Raw genomic sequence first — 19,034 nt, forward strand, 5'->3', positions numbered from 1 at the left:
AATGTAGGATTTTTTAAAAGCAGGCGTATGTACCTCTAAGCGGAATGAATGCTTTGCATCATTGGTATTTGGGTTTATGTACTTTAAATATGTGTTTTGCAATCTTGGGAAAATATCTGCACCGTTCTGATTTGGTTTTAACGAAGTTGATCCGGCCATTCTTACCCGATAATTTAGACGCAAAAGTGTGAAATTGACCGTTAAAGCGGCATTTGCTGATGAAAAAAAGAGATAGTGCGTAAAAATAGGGCAGTAATTGCGGGTTCATGTGCAGGCAGATTGGCATGGTTTGAAGCCGCCGGATATGAATACGGCAATTTTGTATAAATAATAAGCCAGATTAAGCAATTAACGCAGATGATGAATTGAAAATCACTGCGGATAGTCCCATATATAAAAACAGAGTAAATGCACAGACAGCTTGCATAACTTGACGTATGATCGAATCATTCACAACGTTTGATAAGAAAAAGCTGTCTCGGCTTGAGCAAAGGATCAGGACATTATATGAATATTGCCGCAAACCCCGTGGTTGAAGCAGACCAAACTGTTTATTTAAAAGATTATCAAAAACCGTCTTTTTTGGTGGATTCTATTGATTTAGATATTCAAGTCTTTGATGATAAAACGTATGTGAATGCAAAATTAGTCATGCAGCGTCAGACTGCAGGTGATTTGGTACTGCTGGGCCGTGATTTGGAATTAAAATTCATTGCAGTGAATGGCAAAGCGCTCACCCGCGAAGAATACCAATTAGATGCTGAACAGCTGGTGATTGCCAATGCGCCAGACCAAGCTGTGATTGAGACACAGGTGGTGATCCATCCTGAATCGAATACTCAGCTGGAAGGCCTATACCAAGCCAGCGGTGATTTATTTGTTACTCAAAATGAACCGGAAGGTTTCCGTAAAATTACATTCTATCCGGACCGCCCGGATGTGCTGTCTGTATTTACCACCCGTGTAGAAGCTGATAAAAAATTTCCTGTGCTGCTGGCAAACGGCAACTTGATGGAAGCCGGTGAAGCGGGCGCAGGCCGCCACTATACGGTTTGGCAAGATCCGACTAAAAAGCCGAGCTATCTTTTTGCGTGCGTGATCGGCGATTTGGCGGTGATGAAGGATCATTATGTGACTTCTGAAGGCCGCAATGTTGCCTTAGAAATTTATGCCGAAGAAAAAGATATTCCGAAATGCCGCATCGCCATGGAAGCGTTAAAGCATTCTATGCAATGGGATGAAGAGCACTATGGCCGCGCTTATGATTTAGATAATTATATGATTGTGGCCACCAGCGCATTCAATATGGGCGCAATGGAAAACAAAGGCTTGAATATCTTCAATACCTCATGTGTATTGGCTGATGAAGAGTACACCACGGACGCCGCAATTATGCGTGTACAGTCCGTCATTGCGCATGAATATTTCCATAATTGGACAGGCAACCGCATTACGTGCCGCGACTGGTTCCAGCTGTGCTTAAAAGAGGGCTTAACGGTATTCCGTGACCAGTCCTTCTCGGAAGACTTGCAGTCCGCTGCTGTACAGCGCATTGATGATGTCGCTGTGCTTAAAGCGCACCAATTTCCTGAAGATTCAGGCCCGCTTTCTCATCCGCCGCGCCCTGACCACTTTGTAGAAATCAATAATTTCTATACCGCAACAGTCTATGAAAAAGGTGCGGAAATCAACCGCATGATGTCGACTTTGCTGGGCAAGGAAAAATTCCGCCAAGGCACAGATGAATATTTCCGCCGTCATGACGGCCAAGCTGTGACCGTAGAAGATTGGATTGCGGCTTTAACTGCAGGTTCTGGGGTTGACCTTTCAAGTTTCTTAACATGGTACAACCAGCCGGGCACACCAAAATTAGAAGCCAAAGGGGAATATGACGCCTCTGCGCAGACCTATCGTTTGAGCTTTAAGCAAAGCCTGAAAGCGCATCCGAAGTATCCAAATTTGAAAGCTGTGCCAATTCCTGTGGCTTTGGCGCTGTTTGACGCTGCATCTGGTGAACAGCTGACGCTGCATTCCGAAGCGCTGTTTGAAAATGGCGTTAAAGACGGTGTGTATTTATTTGATCAAGATCAAGCAATCATCGAATTTACGGGCATTACGGTAAAACCTGTTGTTTCATTATTGCGCAACTTTTCTGCGCCAGTGAATCTTGATTTCAACTATTCGGATGATGAACTTGCGTTCCTCATGCAGTATGAAACCAATGGCTTTAACCAATGGCAGGCCGCGCAGACATTGCTGGATCGTATTCTGCTGAATGACCATGCCGCTGAAATTTATATTCAGGCCATCAATAATACCGTGCCTGAATTAATTCAAAAAGATCCCTTATTGGCATCGCGCATCTTTGATGTGCCGTCAGAAGGCTATTTAGGCAGCCGTATTGATGACGGCTATCGTCCTGCTGCTATTCAAGAGAAGCGCAATGCTTTGCTGGATACATTAGCGCGTGAATTTGGTTCCTTCTGCAAGGAAACTTATTTAGAACTAGACCCGGACAGCCAAAAAGAATTTTCTCAGGCGATGGGCGTGCGCGCGCTGAAAAATATCATGCTGAGCATGATGGCGCGTCAAGGCGATACAGAGGCATTTGATCTGGCGCATCAGCAGTATCAATCTACAGGCAATATGTCAGAGCGTTTAGGCGCATTGCGCGTATTGGTATGGAATGATGCGCCTCAAGCAAAAGATGCCCTAGCAGATTTTTATGACCGCTTTAAAGACGAAGCGCTGTCTTTGGATCAATGGTTCATGGTGCAGGCTGCGCATCCAAAAGCGACAGCTGAAACTTTGGCTTATCTCACTGCACATGCAGACTATGACTTAGGCGTGCCGAACCGCATCCGTTCAGTCAGCGGCGGTTTAAATGCCAATCCGGTGAATACATGGGGCTTTGGCGTGAAGCATTTCATTGGTTTAGCGAAGTATTTAGATGAGAAGAATCCAATTGTCGGTTCTCGCTTGCTGCAAGCATTGTCACGCTGGTATACCTTAGCCGAGCCGCAGCGCTCAGCGGTAAAAGCAGAGCTTGAAGCATTTAAGCCGCAAGTTAAATCTAAGAATGTTGCTGAAACGCTAAACAGCATGCTGAACGTTTAACTTTTCTATTAAAAAAGCCCTTTGCTAAGTATCTTGGTGAAGGGTTTTTTTATGCAATCAAGTTATTGCTTTAGCGAATGAAACACATAAAAAATATGTGAAAAGTGTTATTAATTTCACAAATAAAGCGTAAAATATGAATTAGGTTTTTTATTATTTGGATTATTAATAGACATATTGCTTGGCGCATTGAAGGTGCCGGCATGCGCTGTTATTAAGCTGAGGCAGTCATGTTAGTTAAAGTTGAAGATGGTTTTTATTTAAACTCTCAACATATTATTGCGGTGCGTATTTCTAAAAATGCACAAGATGGATTATTTGTTGTTGCGGTAGAATATACGCCAAACAGTGTGCAGCATACAGGCCTGTTTGAAAAGCATTTCAATAATGGCATAGAGGCTGAGGTGTATTTGCAGAGTCTGCATCAAAGCATCAGCAAGACCTGATTTAGATTCCATCAAATCCCTCAATTGAGGGTTTTTTTGTTGAGATCATTGCCAAAACTCGAGTAATTGACGTATTTCGGGTAGATTATAAAAATAATTAAAACTGGATCAATAAAATGCAGAGTTCAGAGTTTGAATATGCAGGCTTTTGGGAAAGGGTTGGCGCATCACTGATTGATATGATTATCTTGCTCACTGCAACTTATCCTATTCTGTGGCTTTTTTACCGTGGGGATTGGGAGCGGATTTTTGCAACAGGGCTATCTGAACAGCCGCAAGTTTTTTGGTTTGATATTTTGGCGAATTATATTTTACCTTTTGCATATACCGTCATTGTTTGGCTGCTGTGGTCGGCATCCCCGGGGAAAATTTTGCTGGGTATGAAAATTGTTGATGCTGAGACGGGGCAGAATATCGATCTTAAACAATCAATTATCCGCTATATTGGATATTTCCCAGCCATGATGGTGTTTATGATTGGCATTTTTTGGGTGGCTTTTGATAAGCGCAAGCAGGGCTGGCATGACAAAATGGCCAATACTGTTGTCATCCGCAATAGTGACTAATCTGTTTAAAACTAAAAAACCCTCAAATGAGGGGTTTTTAGTCAGCGCTGTATTTAAATTTTGACAATTAATACAGGAATAGGAGATTGAGTCAGCACATTTTGCGCAACGCTTCCCAGCATCATTTTTTGGATGCCGGTACGGCCGTGTGAACCCATAATGATCAGGTCTGCACTGACTTCATCTGCAATTTGAATAATGCCGTCAGAAGGTGAAACGCCGTGACTGAGCTTTACATCGACTTCAATACCGTCACGGATAAAAGACTGCTTGATTTCTTCCAAGCGTTCTTTGGCATTTTTTTCGGCCTGCATGAAATAGTCGGTAATTGCGGGAGCGACTTTATAGAAATCAACACCGACAAAAGGGTCGACCGCAATGACACTCATAATGGTGACATGGCTGTTTAATGACTTCGCTAATGCTAAAGCTTGTTCTACAGCAGCGTAGGAAATTGGAGATTCGTCTACAGGGACAAGAATGTGCTGATATGTTGTCATGCGCTGCTCCTCATAATCAGGTTGTAAAATTTTCAATATAATTTTAAATGTTCTGCAGTAATTATTTTCTATATAGCAAAAGCCCGCCAGTGAGGCGGGCTGAGATATTAAGATTTAACAATAAGTACAGGCAATTCAGTATTGCGCAATACATCTTGAGCAAAACTGCCCAGCAGCATTTTTTGGAAGCCTTTGCGGCCATGTGAACCCATCACAATCAGGTCTGCTTTCAGTTCAGTTGCAGTTTCCGCGATGCCTTCAGCAGACACTTGGCCTTTAACGACTTGAGTTTCAGCATCTACACCTTCCGCTTTTGCTATTTCTAGAGCATCTGCAAGAGATTTAGTTGCATTTTCATGCGCTTGAACAAAATATTCTTTCATAATTGCAGATGAATAATAGAAATCAGCATCTGTGAATGGGTCTTCTGCCACGAGGCTGATTAAAGTCAGTTTGCTGTTAAATGCTTTGGCAATTTGGGCTGCTTTTTTAACGGCTGAGAAAGAAATTTGTGAACCGTCAACCGGCACTAAAATTTGATTATATGACATGGGAGAAACTCCAAAGATATTGTTATGACCCTATGCTTAATTGATAGCATATTGTGTGGCTGGGTTCAATTTAATATTGGAAAAAAAGATTGTAAATTCATAAAATTAGAAATAATTTAGTGATTAAAATGCCAAGGGGTTGTCAAATAAAACTGAGTATATTCGTCAGTTTTATGAAGTTGTCCGCGAAAACAAAGACTTGTAATTATTTACCGATTCAGGCTAATTGCATATTGAAAATAGCCGTATTTTTGAGGATGAGCAGATGTATTTAAAAATTGTAATGATGCTGCTGTGCAGCAGTGTCATGCTGAATCTGACAGCCTGTCAAAGCACCCAAAGCAGTGTCAAAGTGATTGCTGGTGTTTTTAATGCATCGACCAAGATTCAGAAAAAATTTATAGATAAACATGCTCCGCAAGATGTGCTGGTGTACAACAATATTCAGTATATGGCCAATCCGAATCTGCATATGGATTTATATCAGCCTGAATATATTGCAGAAATTGGCGCGCGCCCAACCGTGGTATGGATTCATGGCGGCGGCTGGATTTCAGGTTCAAAAGAGCACGCTCGGGGATATTTTAAGCTTTTAGCATCGAAGGGCTACAATGTTGTCGCTGTTGAATATCAATTTGCGCCCGATGCGGTTTATCCGGCTCAGCTGCATCAAATTAATCAGGCCTTATCTTATCTTCAAGCCAATGCGGCTCAATATCATATTGATGCCAATAAGCTGTATTTGGCCGGCGATTCAGCAGGCGCCAATATGGCAAGCCATTATGCGGCTTTTGTTTCGAATCCTGACTATGCTCAATCACAGAATTTTCAGCCAGCAATCAAGAGAAAGCAGCTGCAAGGCTTGATTTTGCATTGCGGTATTTATGATTTGAATCATTTTGTAGAAACAGCGCCAGATGAAATTCGATTGCTGGAATGGGGCATTAAAAATCTGGTGCAGGCCTACACCGGGGAGCGGAGCTATGATTCAGAATTTTTAGCCAGTATTTCTCCGCGTCAGCATATTAATCAGAATTATCCGCCTGTATTTATCAGCGGGGGCAATAAGGACTTTTTAACAGCCTCGCAATCGCTGCCTTTTGCTGAAACACTGAAAGCCAATAAAGTACCGGTTACAGAAGCTTTTTATCCAGACTCCAAAGAGCTGCTGGTGCATGAATATCAATTTATGATGAGTAAAAAAGCCAGTCAGCAGACTCTTGAGATGACTATTGAATTTTTAAACCAGTTGACACCCTAATTTAAAATATTGGCCGGATCTGTAATGGAGGCTTGAATTAATTTTATAAAAATATAACATACCTACCGAATGGTATGTTTTTGGTGAAATGTTTATGAATTCTGTGTACATGGCTTATGGCATGCTGGCTTTGGCAATTATTTCGGAAGTCACAGGCTCAACATTTTTAGTAAAGTCCGAAGGCTTTAGCAAAATAGGCCCTTCAACCGTGGTGGTGATTACATTTTGCATCGCTTTTTATTTACTGTCACAGGTTATTAAAGTAATTCCGTTAGGCATCGCATACGCTATTTGGGCTGGAGTCGGCATTGTATTAACTGCTTTAATTGGCTATTTTGTGTTTCGTCAAAGTTTAGACCCGGCAGCGCTCATCGGCATTGCACTGATTGTTTCCGGAGTTGTGGTCATTAACCTTTTTTCCAATGCAGCAGGCCATTAATGGAAAATGCTCATCAGCGTAAAAAAGCGCCCGAATTAATCCGTCAGAAAATTTTAGATTACGCAATTCAATTGGCTTCGGAAAGAGGCGTTGCAGGTGTTTCTATTCAGGCCATTGCTGATTTAGCCGGTGTGACCAAGGGCGGCGTCTTTCATCATTTTCCCAATAAACAAAAATTGCTGGATGCGATGGTGCATGAAGTTTTGGCTCGGCTTGATCATGCCATAGATGAGTATATGCAGTATGACCAAGAGGTGATAGGCTGCTTTACTCGGGCGTATATTTATTTTACCTTGCAGGCCGAACGTTCAGGTATTGGCACTTTATGGTCGGCTATTTCGATGACGATGCTGACCGACCATGCATTTAATGCTACTTGGATAGCGTGGCTGCATGGCCGATTAGCCCGTCATGAGCAAACAGATGCGGGGATCGAGCTTCAATTATTGCGTTATGCCGCGGATGGGGTGTGGCTGAATGTATTTGCCTGTTCTGAAAGCATGGATGAGCTGCTGCATATGCGGCTAGAATTAATGCGCCGTACTTATATAAAGCTATGAAGCAGTCAAAATAAAAAAGCATCTTTAGGGGATGCTTTTTTATTGCTGTTTGCTGAATGCCGACTATTTCTTAAATTTTAAAATGCAGTGAACAGCAAAGCCAAAGATCAAGCCCCAGAATGCAGCGCCAATGCCGAAGAATTGAATGCCTGATGCGCTGAATAAGAACGTCAGCAGTGCCGCTTCGCGTTCTGATGCTTCATGAAAGGCGATAGCGATGTTATGGCTGATGGTGCCTAAAAGGGCAATGCCAGCCAATGCCGTAATGAATACCGCTGGAAAAGACATTAAAAAGCTGGTTAATGTGGCCGCAAAGATGCCCATGAGAATATAAAAGAAACCGCAGCTCATGCCTGCGATATAACGCTTTGCAGGATCTGGATGCACTTGATCATCCAAGCTGATGGCCGCGCTGATGGCGGCGATATTGACGCTGTAGCTGCCGAACGGCGAAAAAATGGCTTGCGCCGTGCCAGTCCAGCCAATCAGCTGATTGACATTCGGCTGGTAACCGTAGCTTTTAATCATCGCAAGGCCAGGCAGATATTGTGATGCCATATTGATGACAAATAAAGGCAGCGCCAGACCTAGAATTGCTGCGCTGCTGAAGCTTGGGCTAACCCAAACCGGTTTTGCCAAGGCGATATCAATAGACGGCATGCTGAAATTTAAAAACAGCGGGCACAGCCCAATGCCTGCAATTACTGTAATGACAATGCTGTAGCGTGGCCAAAAGCGTTTTGACAAAATATAGGCCGCCAGTAGCGATAAAATAAACGCCCATTCATTTTGCATGCTGGCAAAAAGTGAGATGCCGAATTTAAGCAAGACACCCGCCAGCATGGCGCTGGTTAAGCTTTGCGGGATGTAAGACAGAACTCTTTGGAAAATGCCTAAAAAACCTAGCGCTGCAGTTAAGACACCGCAGACTAAAAAGGCGCCAATCGCTTCATTCAGGCTGTATCCGCTGCCGGTTGCTAAAATTAATGCTAGGCCAGCGGTTGACCAAGAGGTCGCTACAGGATATTTGAATTTCCAAGATAGCAATAGGCCGCTTAAGCCAATGGCTAAGCCCAGCGCCCAAAACCAGGAGGTGATTTGTTCAGTGGATGCGCCTAAAGTCTGTGCAGCCTGAATTACTAAGACTGCAGAAACGCTGATGCCGACAAGAAACGTAATAAAACCTGCAAAGACTGCAGGAATAGAAAAGTCATTCAGAAATTTTTGCATAATCCATTGCCGCTATAGAGCGTTTAATAGTTGAAAAGCGTAATAATCATACGCGATTCATATTTTTGCTGAAAGGTAAAAAGCCCGAAGCGGCGGTTATATTTATTGAGTATTTCTATAAAGATAGAGTGATTGATTTATAGGGAAGATGTTGCGAGCTTTAATCCAAAACCGCAAAACAGCAGGCCTACAGAAGCGACACAGCATGCTGTCAGTTTAAAGCGGTTCGCAAAATACGATGCGAGATTTGCCCCAGAAAAAATAAGCACGGTTAAATAGCTCATGCTGATGATTTGCAGCACGACAGCCAAGGCGGTGAACGTTAAGGCCGGATATGGATAGGCCGGGTCGACAAACTGCACAAAGAAAGACAGATAAAATAAAATCGCTTTTGGATTTAAAATACTGATTGTGAGCGCAGTGCGGAACGGGTGCAAGTGTTCGAGGGATTCCTGTTTTTGCTGGAGCTGTTCAGGCGCAGCTGTTGCATTCCACGTGTTATAGGCTGCCAACAGTAATTTAATGCCTAAATAGCTTAAATAGGCAGCGCCAATAATTTTAAGCAGAATAAAGAGCCAAGGAAAGGCGTGCAGTAAAGAAGCGGCGCCCAGCGCGGTCAAAATAATTAAAATCATATCGCCGGTATAGACACCGAAGGCGCTAATATAACCGGCTTTAATGCCATAGCGTGAGGCGACAGTCATAACATAAATAGAATTTGGGCCTGGCAGCAGCACAATCAAAATGGTCCCAATAATATAGGTTGTTAAGTCTGTGATACCGAACACGTCACACTCACATAAAAAAGCTGATGAGGCATTATAGCCGCACCAGCTGTTAGAAAAAGATGAAAGTTTCTAATTAAGCTTGAATATCAGCATCTAAGCCAAAAGATTGGCGCAACAGAATACTGAGCTGCTCACGCGCTTTAATGAAGCCATCAATACCGCTTTGAAGAAGCTGGAATGACATCAGGTCATGTTCCAGCTGAGTTTTGAAAGAAGCTTTATCTAAAGATGCGATAGGGTGTTCTGTATGCGGATGCGCATGACCTTCAGAAAGCTGAGGAATCACTTCTTGCTGATCCTGTTCAAGCTCTGCCAGCAGTCCGGGCGATACGGTTAGCAGGTCGCATCCCGCCAGCCCAAGAACCTGCGCTGTACTGCGGAAGCTTGCACCCATAATTTCAGTTTTAATGCTGTTCTGTTTGTAGTAATGGTAAATCTGTTTGACTGAAAGGACACCCGGGTCTTTTTCAATTGGGTAGCTGTCAACATTTTCAGCTTTTTTATACCAGTCTAAGATGCGTCCAACAAAAGGTGAAATCAGCGTTACATTGGCTTCGGCACAGGCCTGCGCCTGATGCAGGCCGAACAGCAGCGTTAAATTGCAGTTAATGCCTTCAGCCTGCAGCGCTTTGGCCGCCTGAATGCCTTCCCATGTCGAAGCAATCTTAATCAAAATGCGGTCTTGTTCTACGCCGTACTGCTGATACAGCGCCAGCAATTCTTTGGCTTTGGCAATTGTGGCATCGGTGTCATAAGAAAGAGCGGCATCTACCTCTGTAGAAACGCGGCCTTCTATGAGTTTTAAAATTTCAACACCAAATTTAACAGTCAAAATATCAATCGTGCGTTCAACTAATTCATCACCGGCATAGCCTTCTTGTTTGGCTTGATCAAAAGCATTTTCAATCAGTTCTTTGTTTTCTGCCTGATTGGCTGCCGCCGTAATAAGCGATGGGTTGGTGGTTGCATCTAAGGGACGGAATTTTTCGATTGCAGATAAGTCACTGCTGTCTGCAACAATAGTTGTCATGCTTTTTAATTGGTTTAGCGCAGATTGTGTCATTGATATCTAATTCTTAAAGTTATTGCCTGTACATACTTTTATATCACAAACTCGATTTAACCCAATGGCCTTGCGTAGGGCTATGGCTGCTAAAATGTATTTTTTCGCAGATTTCTGACGTGATTAATCAAAAAACGAGCAGCTGCGCCTTGCTGGTTTTCACGATTCCAGACCAAATCAACAAAATATTCAAACTTTGGAGTGAAGTCTGCGAAATTTAAAATTTTCAGCTGCTGCTTAAGCAGGGGATTTTCATTCAACATTTCTACCGGCAGTACGCCCCAGCCTAAGTTTTGCAAAATCATGGCGCAGGCAGAATGATGATTATCGGTGCGCCAGTAGTTTTTTGAATAAAGCAATTCAGGTTTGATGCTGCGGTCACGGCTTGCCACTACAATTTGGCGGCTTTGCAGAATTTGTTCAAAGCTGTTTTTTGGAAACTGGGCCAATAAATAATCTTTAGATGAAACAGGAACAAGCGCTTGGCGTTTCAGCTCTATAAATTGTTCATTGCTTTCCAGCTGTTCGCGTTCAAACATCAGGGCAAACTGGGCTGTACCGTTAACCAACATATTTTGCGCATCTTCTTGCGGCGCGGTGAAAATATTGATTTGCAGTTCCGGAAACTCTTTTTCCAGTGCAGAAATATAATCTGTCCAATGGGTGTGCAGCAATTCAGAAACCACCACAATGTTTAAAGCAGATTCAAGTCCGGAACTAAGCGCCAAAGCATGTTGCTTCCATTGATTCATTTCAATCAATAACTGTTCAGTCTTTTCAAACAATGTCACGGCTTGCGCGGTTGGAACAGGTTCACGCCCAACGCGATTAAAAAGGATCAGGTTTAAGTCAATTTCTAAATTGGCGATTGACATGCTGACAGCAGAAGGAACTTTTCCGAGTTTGCGCGCAGCGGCTGAAAATGACCCTGTCTGCATGACTGTCTGGAAAATAATGAGCTGTTCTTGATTGATATTCATGTACGCTCTGCAGTTGCGGTGAATGAATAGTGTATCTGATCCATCAAATATATTGAAAGAATCTTACTCGATTAATCAATTTAATAAAAATAAAATGCATTCATCCTAATTATTGAATGAGAGTTTAAAATGTTGATTTCCAAGAGAAGGATTATTCATGCGCTAAGCTATGAGATCATCCTGTTGGTGATCATTGCTATCGCGCTGAGTTTTATTTTTGAAGTGCCAATGGAAGTGACGGGTACATTGGGAATTGCCATGGCGGTTACTTCTGTGATTTGGAACATGATTTTCAATCATTTTTTTGAAAAATTTGAAGCAAAAAGAAAGTTAAAAAGAACCGTTGGCGTACGTATTCTGCATGCTATCGGGTTTGAAGGCGGCTTAATGCTGGCGACCATTCCGATGGTGGCATATGCCATGGAAATGAGCATTTGGCAGGCTATTCTGCTGGATTTCAGCATGACCATGTGTATTTTAGTTTATACGTTCATTTTTCAATGGTGTTATGACCATTTAGAAGCACACTTAGGTTATCAGCCTAAATATTGATAAATTTCATGTAAAAAATCTATAAAGGCCTGAAAAGACAAGTTCAGGCCTTTGCTGATATAAGAAATATTAATTTTTAACGTATGATAAAAAAATAAACAAAAAAATAAACATAATTATTAATTTAGTGTAATAGCTGATTAAAAAAAATTTGTTTATGAATTCATCATGTCGAAAAAGGAATGAGACAATGAAATTAGGCTTAATTGCTGTGCCATTGATTTTAATGGGTGTAACACAGGCAGGGGTCGCAGCCACACAGGGGAACTTTAAACGCTTTTCGGTTTCTGCTGGCTGGCTGCATGTGATGCCGCAAGGAAAAGCCAATCCGTTTAATATTAATACAGCGGTAAAAAATGGCACTGTAGCTACAGTTGGATCAATTAGTGAAGGCGCTTTCGTAAATTCTATAGATCCGAATGCTACTAATATAGATTATGGAACAAATACTCCTTTTAATACCAAAACACTCCTACAAGATCTCATTGATGCAGATGCTTTAAGAATGTTTGGTATATCTGATGCTGATAGAAATGTTTTAGCTAGTGAATCTGGCAGTGCGGTAATTAATGGCTTAGACTCTTGGCAGTCAGGTGGCACTGGTCTTGAAGCGGACGATGTCGATACTCTCGGTTTAACGTTCAATTATTACCTTAATGATAATGTATCTTTGCAATTCATTGGAGGTATCCCTCCCAAGGTTGATATTAAAGGGAAAGGCAACATTACAGCACCTTTGTCAGGACACGCTACCCCAACTGGTCAATCAGGTGATCTTATATTTCCAGATGGTTTAGATTTGAAGCAAGATATTCCTATTACAAATCTTGACAATAAATCTAAAGCTGCGACGGTGCGCGCTTGGACACCTGCATTGGAAGTACAGTATCAATTTGGTAAATCTGGTGTTAACAAATTCAGACCTTATATTGGCGCTGGTTTAATGTATGCGTATTTTAATGATATTAAGCTCAACTCAGAAATTCGATCTGATTTGGAAGCAGCGGGCCATATGATTCAAAATGTTTTGGATAATAAAGCTGGAGCCGCGCTAGATGGTAAAATATCATCAGGCGTTATGCGGGTAGATGTTGATGCAGATGATGCCATTGCACCTATTGTTACCGCAGGTTTTACTTATGATTTGAATGACAACTGGTATGGTGTGGCTTCAGTTTCTTATGCCAAGCTCAATAATAAAACCACAATTAATGTCGTGAATGAATCTACAGGCCAGCAGTTAATTCATGCCACAACTAAAATTGATATTGATCCGCTTATTACCTATTTGGGTGTGGGATACCGTTTTTAAGTTTTTGTTTTGTTGATTAAAAAACCGCTCAATAGAGCGGTTTTTTTATTAGGGGGAATTAAAAATTATTTCTCTACAATTGCAGTCACGCCTTGACCGCCAGCTGCGCAGATAGAAATTAACACGCGGCCTGAACCTTTTTCATTTAGCAGTTTAGCAGCGGTAGCAATAATACGGCCGCCAGTAGCAGCAAATGGGTGGCCTGCAGCTAAAGAAGAACCTTTCACGTTCAATTTAGCACGGTCAATTGAACCCAATGGCGCTTCTAAGCCCAAACGGTCTTTACAGAATTTTGGATCTTCCCAAGCTTTAAGTGTAGACAATACTTGCGATGCAAATGCTTCATGAATTTCGTAGTAATCAAAATCTTGAAGTTTGATGCCAGCGCGGTCAAGCATACGCGGTACTGCATAGGCAGGCGCCATCAATAAGCCTTCTTTTTTCTCTACAAAGTCTACAGCCGCAGTTTCCTGGAATGTTAAATAAGCCAGTACTTCATGGCCGTTTGCTTTAGCCCATTCTTCAGAGGCTAGCAGTACGCAAGATGCGCCGTCAGTTAATGGCGTAGAGTTGCCGGCAGTCATCGTGCGGCCATCGCCTTTACCGAAAGCAGGCTTTAATTTTGCCAGTTTATCTACAGAAGATTCTGGGCGAAGATTGTTATCACGCTCTAAACCAAGGAAAGGCGTAATTAAGTCATCAAAGAAACCTTCTTCGTATGCTTTAGCCATTTTTTGGTGAGACGCAGCAGCAAGTTCATCTTGCGCTTCACGTGCAATACCCCATTCAAGCGCAGTAATGGCCTGATGGTCACCCATAGAAAGACCAGTACGCGGTTCACCGTTTTTAGGCGCATCCATTAAATCTTTTAAATTGATTTTGGTTAATGCTTTTAAGCGGTCTTTACCTGTTTTTGCAATGTTCAATTCAAGCAATGCTTTACGCAGGCCATCACCAAAGGCGATAGGCGCATCAGAGGTAGTATCTACACCGCCGGCAACACCCACTTCAATTTGACCCAATGCAATTTTGTTTGCTACAAGAAATGCCGCCTGCAAGCCAGTACCGCAAGCTTGCTGAATATCGTAAGCAGGTGTTTCAGGAGCAAGTTCTGTATTCAGCACACACTCACGAGTCATGTTAAAGTCACGGCTATGCTTTAAAACTGCGCCAGCAACTACTTCACCCAAACGCTGACCTTGCAGGTTAAAGCGCTCTACCAAACCATTTAAAGCGGCAGTAAACATGTCTGTATTAGATGCAGTGAAATAAGCGCCATTAGAGCGGGCGAATGGAATGCGGTTACCGCCAATAATAGCAACGCGGCGAACAGAGTTTTGGCTCATGGTTTTATCCTGTTGAACAGAAGTTTGAGTTGTTTGTTTTAAAGCTGTATTTGATGTAGCTGCAGCTGTCGAAGCAGGGCTTTTATTGCCGCTGCGCGAAGACGCGGTGCGGGTACGGGCCGGTTTGGCTGCAGCAGCTGCTGATTTAACCGCTGGCGCTGTTTTTTTTGCCGTGCGGGCTGCTGTGGTTTTTGATGGTTTTGACACAGCAGGTTCAGCAGAATTTTCGACTGCTGGATTTTCTTGAGTTGTTTTGCTCATAAGGCTTTTCCAAGCATGTAAAAGTATTCCTAAGGCGTACATTAACATATTCAATGGGGGGCTGAATTGACTGGAATGACATTGCAGAATGCTTTCAGGTCAAGTCATCAAAACTTTAACTCAAGTATTATTCTAACCAGACTGATGGGGCTATTGAAATATAAGTCAATGACATCATATTGAAGTTAAAAGGATATCTTCAAAGCCATCAAAAAATTAATTTATTCGAGAGATACAAACATGACTGACCAATACCAAGCATTCGCAAAATCTCCAATTGGTAAATTTGTCATCAAAAATTTAGGTTTGCCCGCACCGACTTTCCTAGAGCGTTTTGAGTCTGCTACTCCTGTAGTGAAAGGTGCAGTACTTGTAGGGGCGGCATCCAACTGCGTATTGTCAGCTTCCATTGCGCAAGTATTGGCAAATATTCATGCAAACAGCTATGCTGGCAACAATCCGGAACTTCAGCAGGCTGCGGCGCAAGCAGGTTTAAATCTTGGCGCATTTAACGAAGGCGATAAAGAGTCAAAATTTAAAGTCGTTGTTTTTGATGCATCGGGCATTGAAAATTCAGAACAGCTGCATGAACTGTATGCATTCTTCAATCCGATCGCGCGTCAAATTCAAGCTTCTGGCCGTGTTGTGGTTATTGGCACAACCCCTGAAACTGCCCCTACTGTAAAACAAGCGATTGCGCAGCGGGCATTAGAAGGCTTTGTTAAATCTGTCGGCAAAGAATTCAAAAAAGGTATTGCTGCGAATTTAATTTATGTTGATGCAGGTGCTGAGGCAAATCTTGAATCTGCACTGCGTTTTGCCATTTCACCGCGGTCAGCTTATGTTTCGGGTCAGGTCATCCGCGTATCTAAGGCTGATGCAGTGGAAATTGATTGGGCAAAACCGCTAGCAGGCAAAACGGCTGTTGTGACCGGCGCAAGCCGCGGTATTGGCGAAGCCATTGCTCATGTGCTTTCACGTGACGGCGCGCATGTCATCTGCTTGGATGTGCCGCAGCAGCAGGCTGATCTTGACCGTGTTGCTGGTGAAATTGGCGGTTCGACACTGGCGATTGATATTACAGCTGCAGACGCTGGTGAAAAAATTAAAGAAGCTGCGGCAGCGCAGGGCGGTTTGGATATTATTGTGCACAATGCGGGTATTACCCGTGACAAAACTTTAGCCAATATGAAGCCTGAACTTTGGGATTTGGTGATCAACATCAATTTGTCTGCCATTGAGCGTGTCAACGATTATTTGCTCAGTAACGACGGCTTCAATGCCAATGGCCGTATTGTCTGCGTATCTTCAATTTCCGGTATTGCCGGCAATTTGGGGCAAACCAATTACGCGGCTTCTAAAGCAGGTGTAATTGGTGTAGTTAAATTTACTGCGCCACTATTGAAAAATGGCGTGACAATAAACGCGGTAGCGCCTGGTTTTATTGAAACGCAAATGACAGCGGCGATTCCGTTCGCAATCCGTGAAGCGGGCCGCCGTATGAACTCTATGAGCCAAGGCGGTTTGCCGGAAGATGTTGCAGAAACAATTGCAATGTTTGCATCATCTGCTTCTACAGGGCTTAACGGCAACGTCGTACGTGTTTGCGGTCAAAGCTTATTAGGTGCTTAAGACAGAATTCACCTAAATCCCTCTTTCATAAAGAGGGATTTCGCTTTCCTTTACTAAAGGGAGGCCAGAAGGGATTAGTTGATTAGGGAGATTTTTTAATTTACCTTTCCCTAACCCGCTCCTTAATGGAGAGGGAACTTTATAAAGATAAAACTTTCAAGGATTTATTATGAATATCCGCCATTTCAGTCAGCTGCCGAAACCTTATTTGGCTTATCCAAAAGTCATTCAGGGCTTGATTTTTAAGAAACCGAAAGGTGAAAAAGTTTTGCCGCAAGTTGAATATGTGGTGGATTCATTTCAGGTCGATCCAAAACATTTAAAAGCCTATAACGAAGTTTGCGGTTTTAAAAACAATGGCTATATTCCTGCAATTTATTTAGCGGTACTTTCACAAAGCCTGCAAATGCACATGATGACTCAGGAAGCATTTCCATTTGCAATCCTTGGTTTAGTGCATATCCGCAACCAAGTGAAGCAGTACCGTAAAGTGGGCGTGAATGAGCAGCTGAGCCTGTCATGCAAATTCGGTGAATTGAAGCCGCATGATAAAGGCGTGCAATTTGATTATATCACTACAGCCAAAGTGGGCAATGACGTAGTTGTGGAGTCATTAACCACTTATTTAGCGCGCCAGAAAACAGCAGGCGGCGCAGGCGCTAAATCGGCAGAAACCCAAACACCTGAATACAAGCTGGCTGCGCAGTGGGATGTGTCTGAAAATACAGGCCGCCGTTATGCATTGACTTCTGGCGATTTTAACTTAATCCATATTCATGCGGTGACGGCTAAAGCGTTCGGCTTTAAACAGGCCATTGCCCACGGGATGTGGAGTAAGGCAAGAGCTCTATCTAATTTGAATTTGCCAGATGCTTATGAAGCAGATGTTGGGTTTAAATTGCCTATATATTTGCCGTCGCAGGTGGAATTCCTCACTGCGGAACAGGGGCAAAACACTGAATTTTTGATTCGCAGCGCCAAGAATCAAAAGCCGCATGTGACCGGCACTGTCAAAGCGCTTTAATCGCCTAATCCAAAGCCTAAATTAGCAATAATTTAGGCTTTTTTAATAAAGACGCTGATGGACGCAGAAGAGGAAAAAAGATATGGACATCAATCAAATCAAACAGTTCTTTTCAGCAAATCCCCATAATTTTAACGGTATAGCGGATGAGCGATTTATCGATCTCGCACAGCTCTTCAGCCGCTTACAGGATAATCAGGCGGCCTATGGCGGAGCGGCTTTAGCTGTGTATTTTCAAGGTCAAAAAGTTGTTGATATTTTTACAGGCCAAAAATCTGCAGATGAAAAATGGCAGGCGGATACATTATCAATCTGCTATTCCACAGGTAAAGGCGTCTTGGCTGCTTTGGCGCATATTATGGTGAGTCAGGGAATTGTAGAATATGACCAGCCGATAGCGCATTACTGGCCTGAATTTGCACAAAATGGCAAAGCACAAATCACCTTGCGCCATATTCTCAGTCATCAAAGCGGTTTATATGATGTGCGCAATAATATTGCAGAAGCCGCTGAAATGAAGGACTGGCGCCACATGCTGAATGTTATGGCCAAGGCCAAGCCTCGCTTCAGCTTTGGTGAAGATTTTGCCTATCAGCCCTTAACTTTTGGCTGGCTGGTGGGCGGAGTGCTGGAAAAAGCGTCCAATCAGTCTTTGGCGCACTTAATGCAGATGTATCTGATTGAACCGCTTGAATTGGACGGCGCGTATTTTGGTGTGCCTAGCGATCAATTGCCCCGCGTTGCGCGGCCATTGCCAAGGCTTTTACCTGAAGCTTTACAGCAAGCAGAGCAGGGACAGGCAGGGCCAAAAAAAGTACAGAAACAGGCTCCACGCAAAGCATCACCGGTAGATAGATTAATTCAATGGAGCGGTCAAAACCCGCAGGATTTTCAGGATGCTATGATTCCAAAAGGGATGAAGGCCTTCAGCTTTTTTAGTGATGAAGGCATGCAGGCGGTGATTCCTGCAGCGAATGGCGCTTTTACAGCAAATAGCTTAGCGAAGATTTACGCCATGCTGGCTAATCGGGGAGCATGGAACGATCAGCAGCTGATTAATGCAGAAACTTTTGCCAAACTATGTGAAGTGCAAAGCCGCAAGCGTGACCGAATTATGCCTATTCCTATGCATTGGCGTTTAGGCTATCACCGGGTGTTAAGCTTAGGAAAATCATCCAAAGGCTTTGGCCATATTGGCTTTAATGGCTCAGGCGCATGGTGCGATCCAGAGCGTCAGTTAAGTTTTGCTTATACGCATAATTTTCCAACAGGCTCACTTACCGGAGATTATCGTTTGTGGGCATTAACCCAAGAAACACTAAGATGTGCCGATAAGATTTTAACAGGGCATAAAGGCTGGTTTTAAGATTTCAATAGGATATGCGGCAGACGTAAACTTTGAAATT

General features: G+C 43.0%; 17 protein-coding genes and 1 pseudogene. 11 read left to right on the forward strand and 7 right to left on the reverse strand.

What is annotated here, in order from left to right; genetic code table 11:
* Positions 1–507 precede the first annotated feature (507 nt).
* The 3 genes from pepN (at position 508) to AZH43_RS06820 (ending at position 4,129) form a co-directional block, all read left to right on the forward strand.
* Positions 508–3,117: an aminopeptidase N gene (gene pepN, locus AZH43_RS06810; RefSeq protein ID WP_067667990.1), complete on the forward strand. Its 2,610-nt coding sequence runs from the start codon at positions 508–510 to the stop codon at positions 3,115–3,117.
* 230 nt (positions 3,118–3,347) lie between these two features.
* Positions 3,348–3,563: a hypothetical protein gene (locus AZH43_RS06815; protein ID WP_067667993.1), complete on the forward strand. Its 216-nt coding sequence runs from the start codon at positions 3,348–3,350 to the stop codon at positions 3,561–3,563.
* Between the two features lie 116 nt (positions 3,564–3,679).
* Positions 3,680–4,129 carry an RDD family protein gene (locus tag AZH43_RS06820; RefSeq protein ID WP_067667995.1) on the forward strand — a complete coding sequence of 150 codons (450 nt, stop codon included), beginning with the start codon at positions 3,680–3,682 and terminating at the stop codon, positions 4,127–4,129.
* Positions 4,130–4,182: 53 nt separating this feature from the next.
* Here AZH43_RS06820 and AZH43_RS06825 read toward each other — a convergent pair whose 3' ends face one another.
* Both AZH43_RS06825 and AZH43_RS06830 read right to left on the reverse strand, forming a co-directional pair.
* A complete protein-coding gene (locus AZH43_RS06825) occupies positions 4,183–4,629 on the reverse strand; it encodes a universal stress protein (protein WP_067668120.1) in 447 nt (148 codons plus the stop codon).
* Between the two features lie 107 nt (positions 4,630–4,736).
* Entirely contained in the window at positions 4,737–5,180 is a 444-nt protein-coding gene (locus AZH43_RS06830) for a universal stress protein (RefSeq protein ID WP_067667998.1), read from the reverse strand.
* Between the two features lie 265 nt (positions 5,181–5,445).
* Here AZH43_RS06830 and AZH43_RS06835 point away from each other — a divergent pair, with 265 nt between their 5' ends.
* From AZH43_RS06835 to AZH43_RS06845, 3 genes are all read left to right on the forward strand, one after another.
* Positions 5,446–6,441 carry an alpha/beta hydrolase gene (locus AZH43_RS06835; protein WP_067668123.1) on the forward strand — a complete coding sequence of 332 codons (996 nt, stop codon included), beginning with the start codon at positions 5,446–5,448 and terminating at the stop codon, positions 6,439–6,441.
* Between the two features lie 94 nt (positions 6,442–6,535).
* On the forward strand, positions 6,536–6,880 hold the full coding sequence (locus AZH43_RS06840) for a DMT family transporter (RefSeq protein ID WP_081406786.1): 345 nt from the start codon (positions 6,536–6,538) through the stop codon (positions 6,878–6,880).
* Entirely contained in the window at positions 6,880–7,440 is a 561-nt protein-coding gene (locus tag AZH43_RS06845; protein ID WP_067668001.1) for a TetR/AcrR family transcriptional regulator, read from the forward strand. The genes AZH43_RS06840 and AZH43_RS06845 overlap by 1 nt, the downstream gene beginning before the upstream one ends.
* Positions 7,441–7,503: 63 nt before the next feature.
* Here AZH43_RS06845 and AZH43_RS06850 read toward each other — a convergent pair whose 3' ends face one another.
* The 4 genes from AZH43_RS06850 to aceR form a co-directional block, all read right to left on the reverse strand.
* Complete coding sequence (locus AZH43_RS06850) at positions 7,504–8,670, reverse strand: benzoate/H(+) symporter BenE family transporter (RefSeq protein WP_067668004.1); 1,167 nt, start codon at positions 8,668–8,670, stop codon at positions 7,504–7,506.
* A gap of 137 nt (positions 8,671–8,807) precedes the next feature.
* Positions 8,808–9,458, reverse strand: coding sequence for a leucine efflux protein LeuE (leuE, locus tag AZH43_RS06855; RefSeq protein ID WP_067668007.1), 651 nt, complete (start codon positions 9,456–9,458; stop codon positions 8,808–8,810).
* A 73-nt stretch (positions 9,459–9,531) separates the two neighbouring features.
* Positions 9,532–10,521 (reverse strand): transaldolase, encoded by a 990-nt coding sequence (gene tal / locus AZH43_RS06860; protein WP_067668010.1) that lies wholly within the window; start codon positions 10,519–10,521, stop codon positions 9,532–9,534.
* Between the two features lie 89 nt (positions 10,522–10,610).
* Positions 10,611–11,501 carry an HTH-type transcriptional regulator AceR gene (gene aceR / locus AZH43_RS06865; RefSeq protein WP_067668013.1) on the reverse strand — a complete coding sequence of 297 codons (891 nt, stop codon included), beginning with the start codon at positions 11,499–11,501 and terminating at the stop codon, positions 10,611–10,613.
* 129 nt (positions 11,502–11,630) lie between these two features.
* Here aceR and aceI point away from each other — a divergent pair, with 129 nt between their 5' ends.
* Positions 11,631–12,053, forward strand: coding sequence for a chlorhexidine efflux PACE transporter AceI (gene aceI / locus AZH43_RS06870; RefSeq protein ID WP_067668016.1), 423 nt, complete (start codon positions 11,631–11,633; stop codon positions 12,051–12,053).
* 268 nt (positions 12,054–12,321) lie between these two features.
* Positions 12,322–13,365, forward strand: a pseudogene (locus AZH43_RS06875) (OmpW/AlkL family protein); the annotation flags it as partial.
* A 65-nt stretch (positions 13,366–13,430) separates the two neighbouring features.
* Here the strand turns inward: AZH43_RS06875 and AZH43_RS06880 are convergent.
* A complete protein-coding gene (locus AZH43_RS06880; RefSeq protein WP_067668022.1) occupies positions 13,431–14,972 on the reverse strand; it encodes an acetyl-CoA C-acetyltransferase in 1,542 nt (513 codons plus the stop codon).
* A gap of 240 nt (positions 14,973–15,212) precedes the next feature.
* Between AZH43_RS06880 and AZH43_RS06885 the strand changes: the two genes are divergently transcribed.
* The 3 genes from AZH43_RS06885 (at position 15,213) to AZH43_RS06895 (ending at position 18,994) form a co-directional block, all read left to right on the forward strand.
* Positions 15,213–16,604 (forward strand): 3-oxoacyl-ACP reductase, encoded by a 1,392-nt coding sequence (locus AZH43_RS06885; protein WP_067668025.1) that lies wholly within the window; start codon positions 15,213–15,215, stop codon positions 16,602–16,604.
* A 169-nt stretch (positions 16,605–16,773) separates the two neighbouring features.
* Positions 16,774–17,628: a MaoC family dehydratase gene (locus AZH43_RS06890; RefSeq protein ID WP_067668027.1), complete on the forward strand. Its 855-nt coding sequence runs from the start codon at positions 16,774–16,776 to the stop codon at positions 17,626–17,628.
* Positions 17,629–17,710: 82 nt separating this feature from the next.
* Positions 17,711–18,994, forward strand: a complete 1,284-nt coding sequence (locus tag AZH43_RS06895) for a serine hydrolase domain-containing protein (protein WP_067668030.1) — start codon at positions 17,711–17,713, stop codon at positions 18,992–18,994.
* Positions 18,995–19,034 lie beyond the last annotated feature (40 nt).

This window comes from Acinetobacter pragensis, from assembly GCF_001605895.1.
Lineage (GTDB): Bacteria > Pseudomonadota > Gammaproteobacteria > Pseudomonadales > Moraxellaceae > Acinetobacter > Acinetobacter pragensis.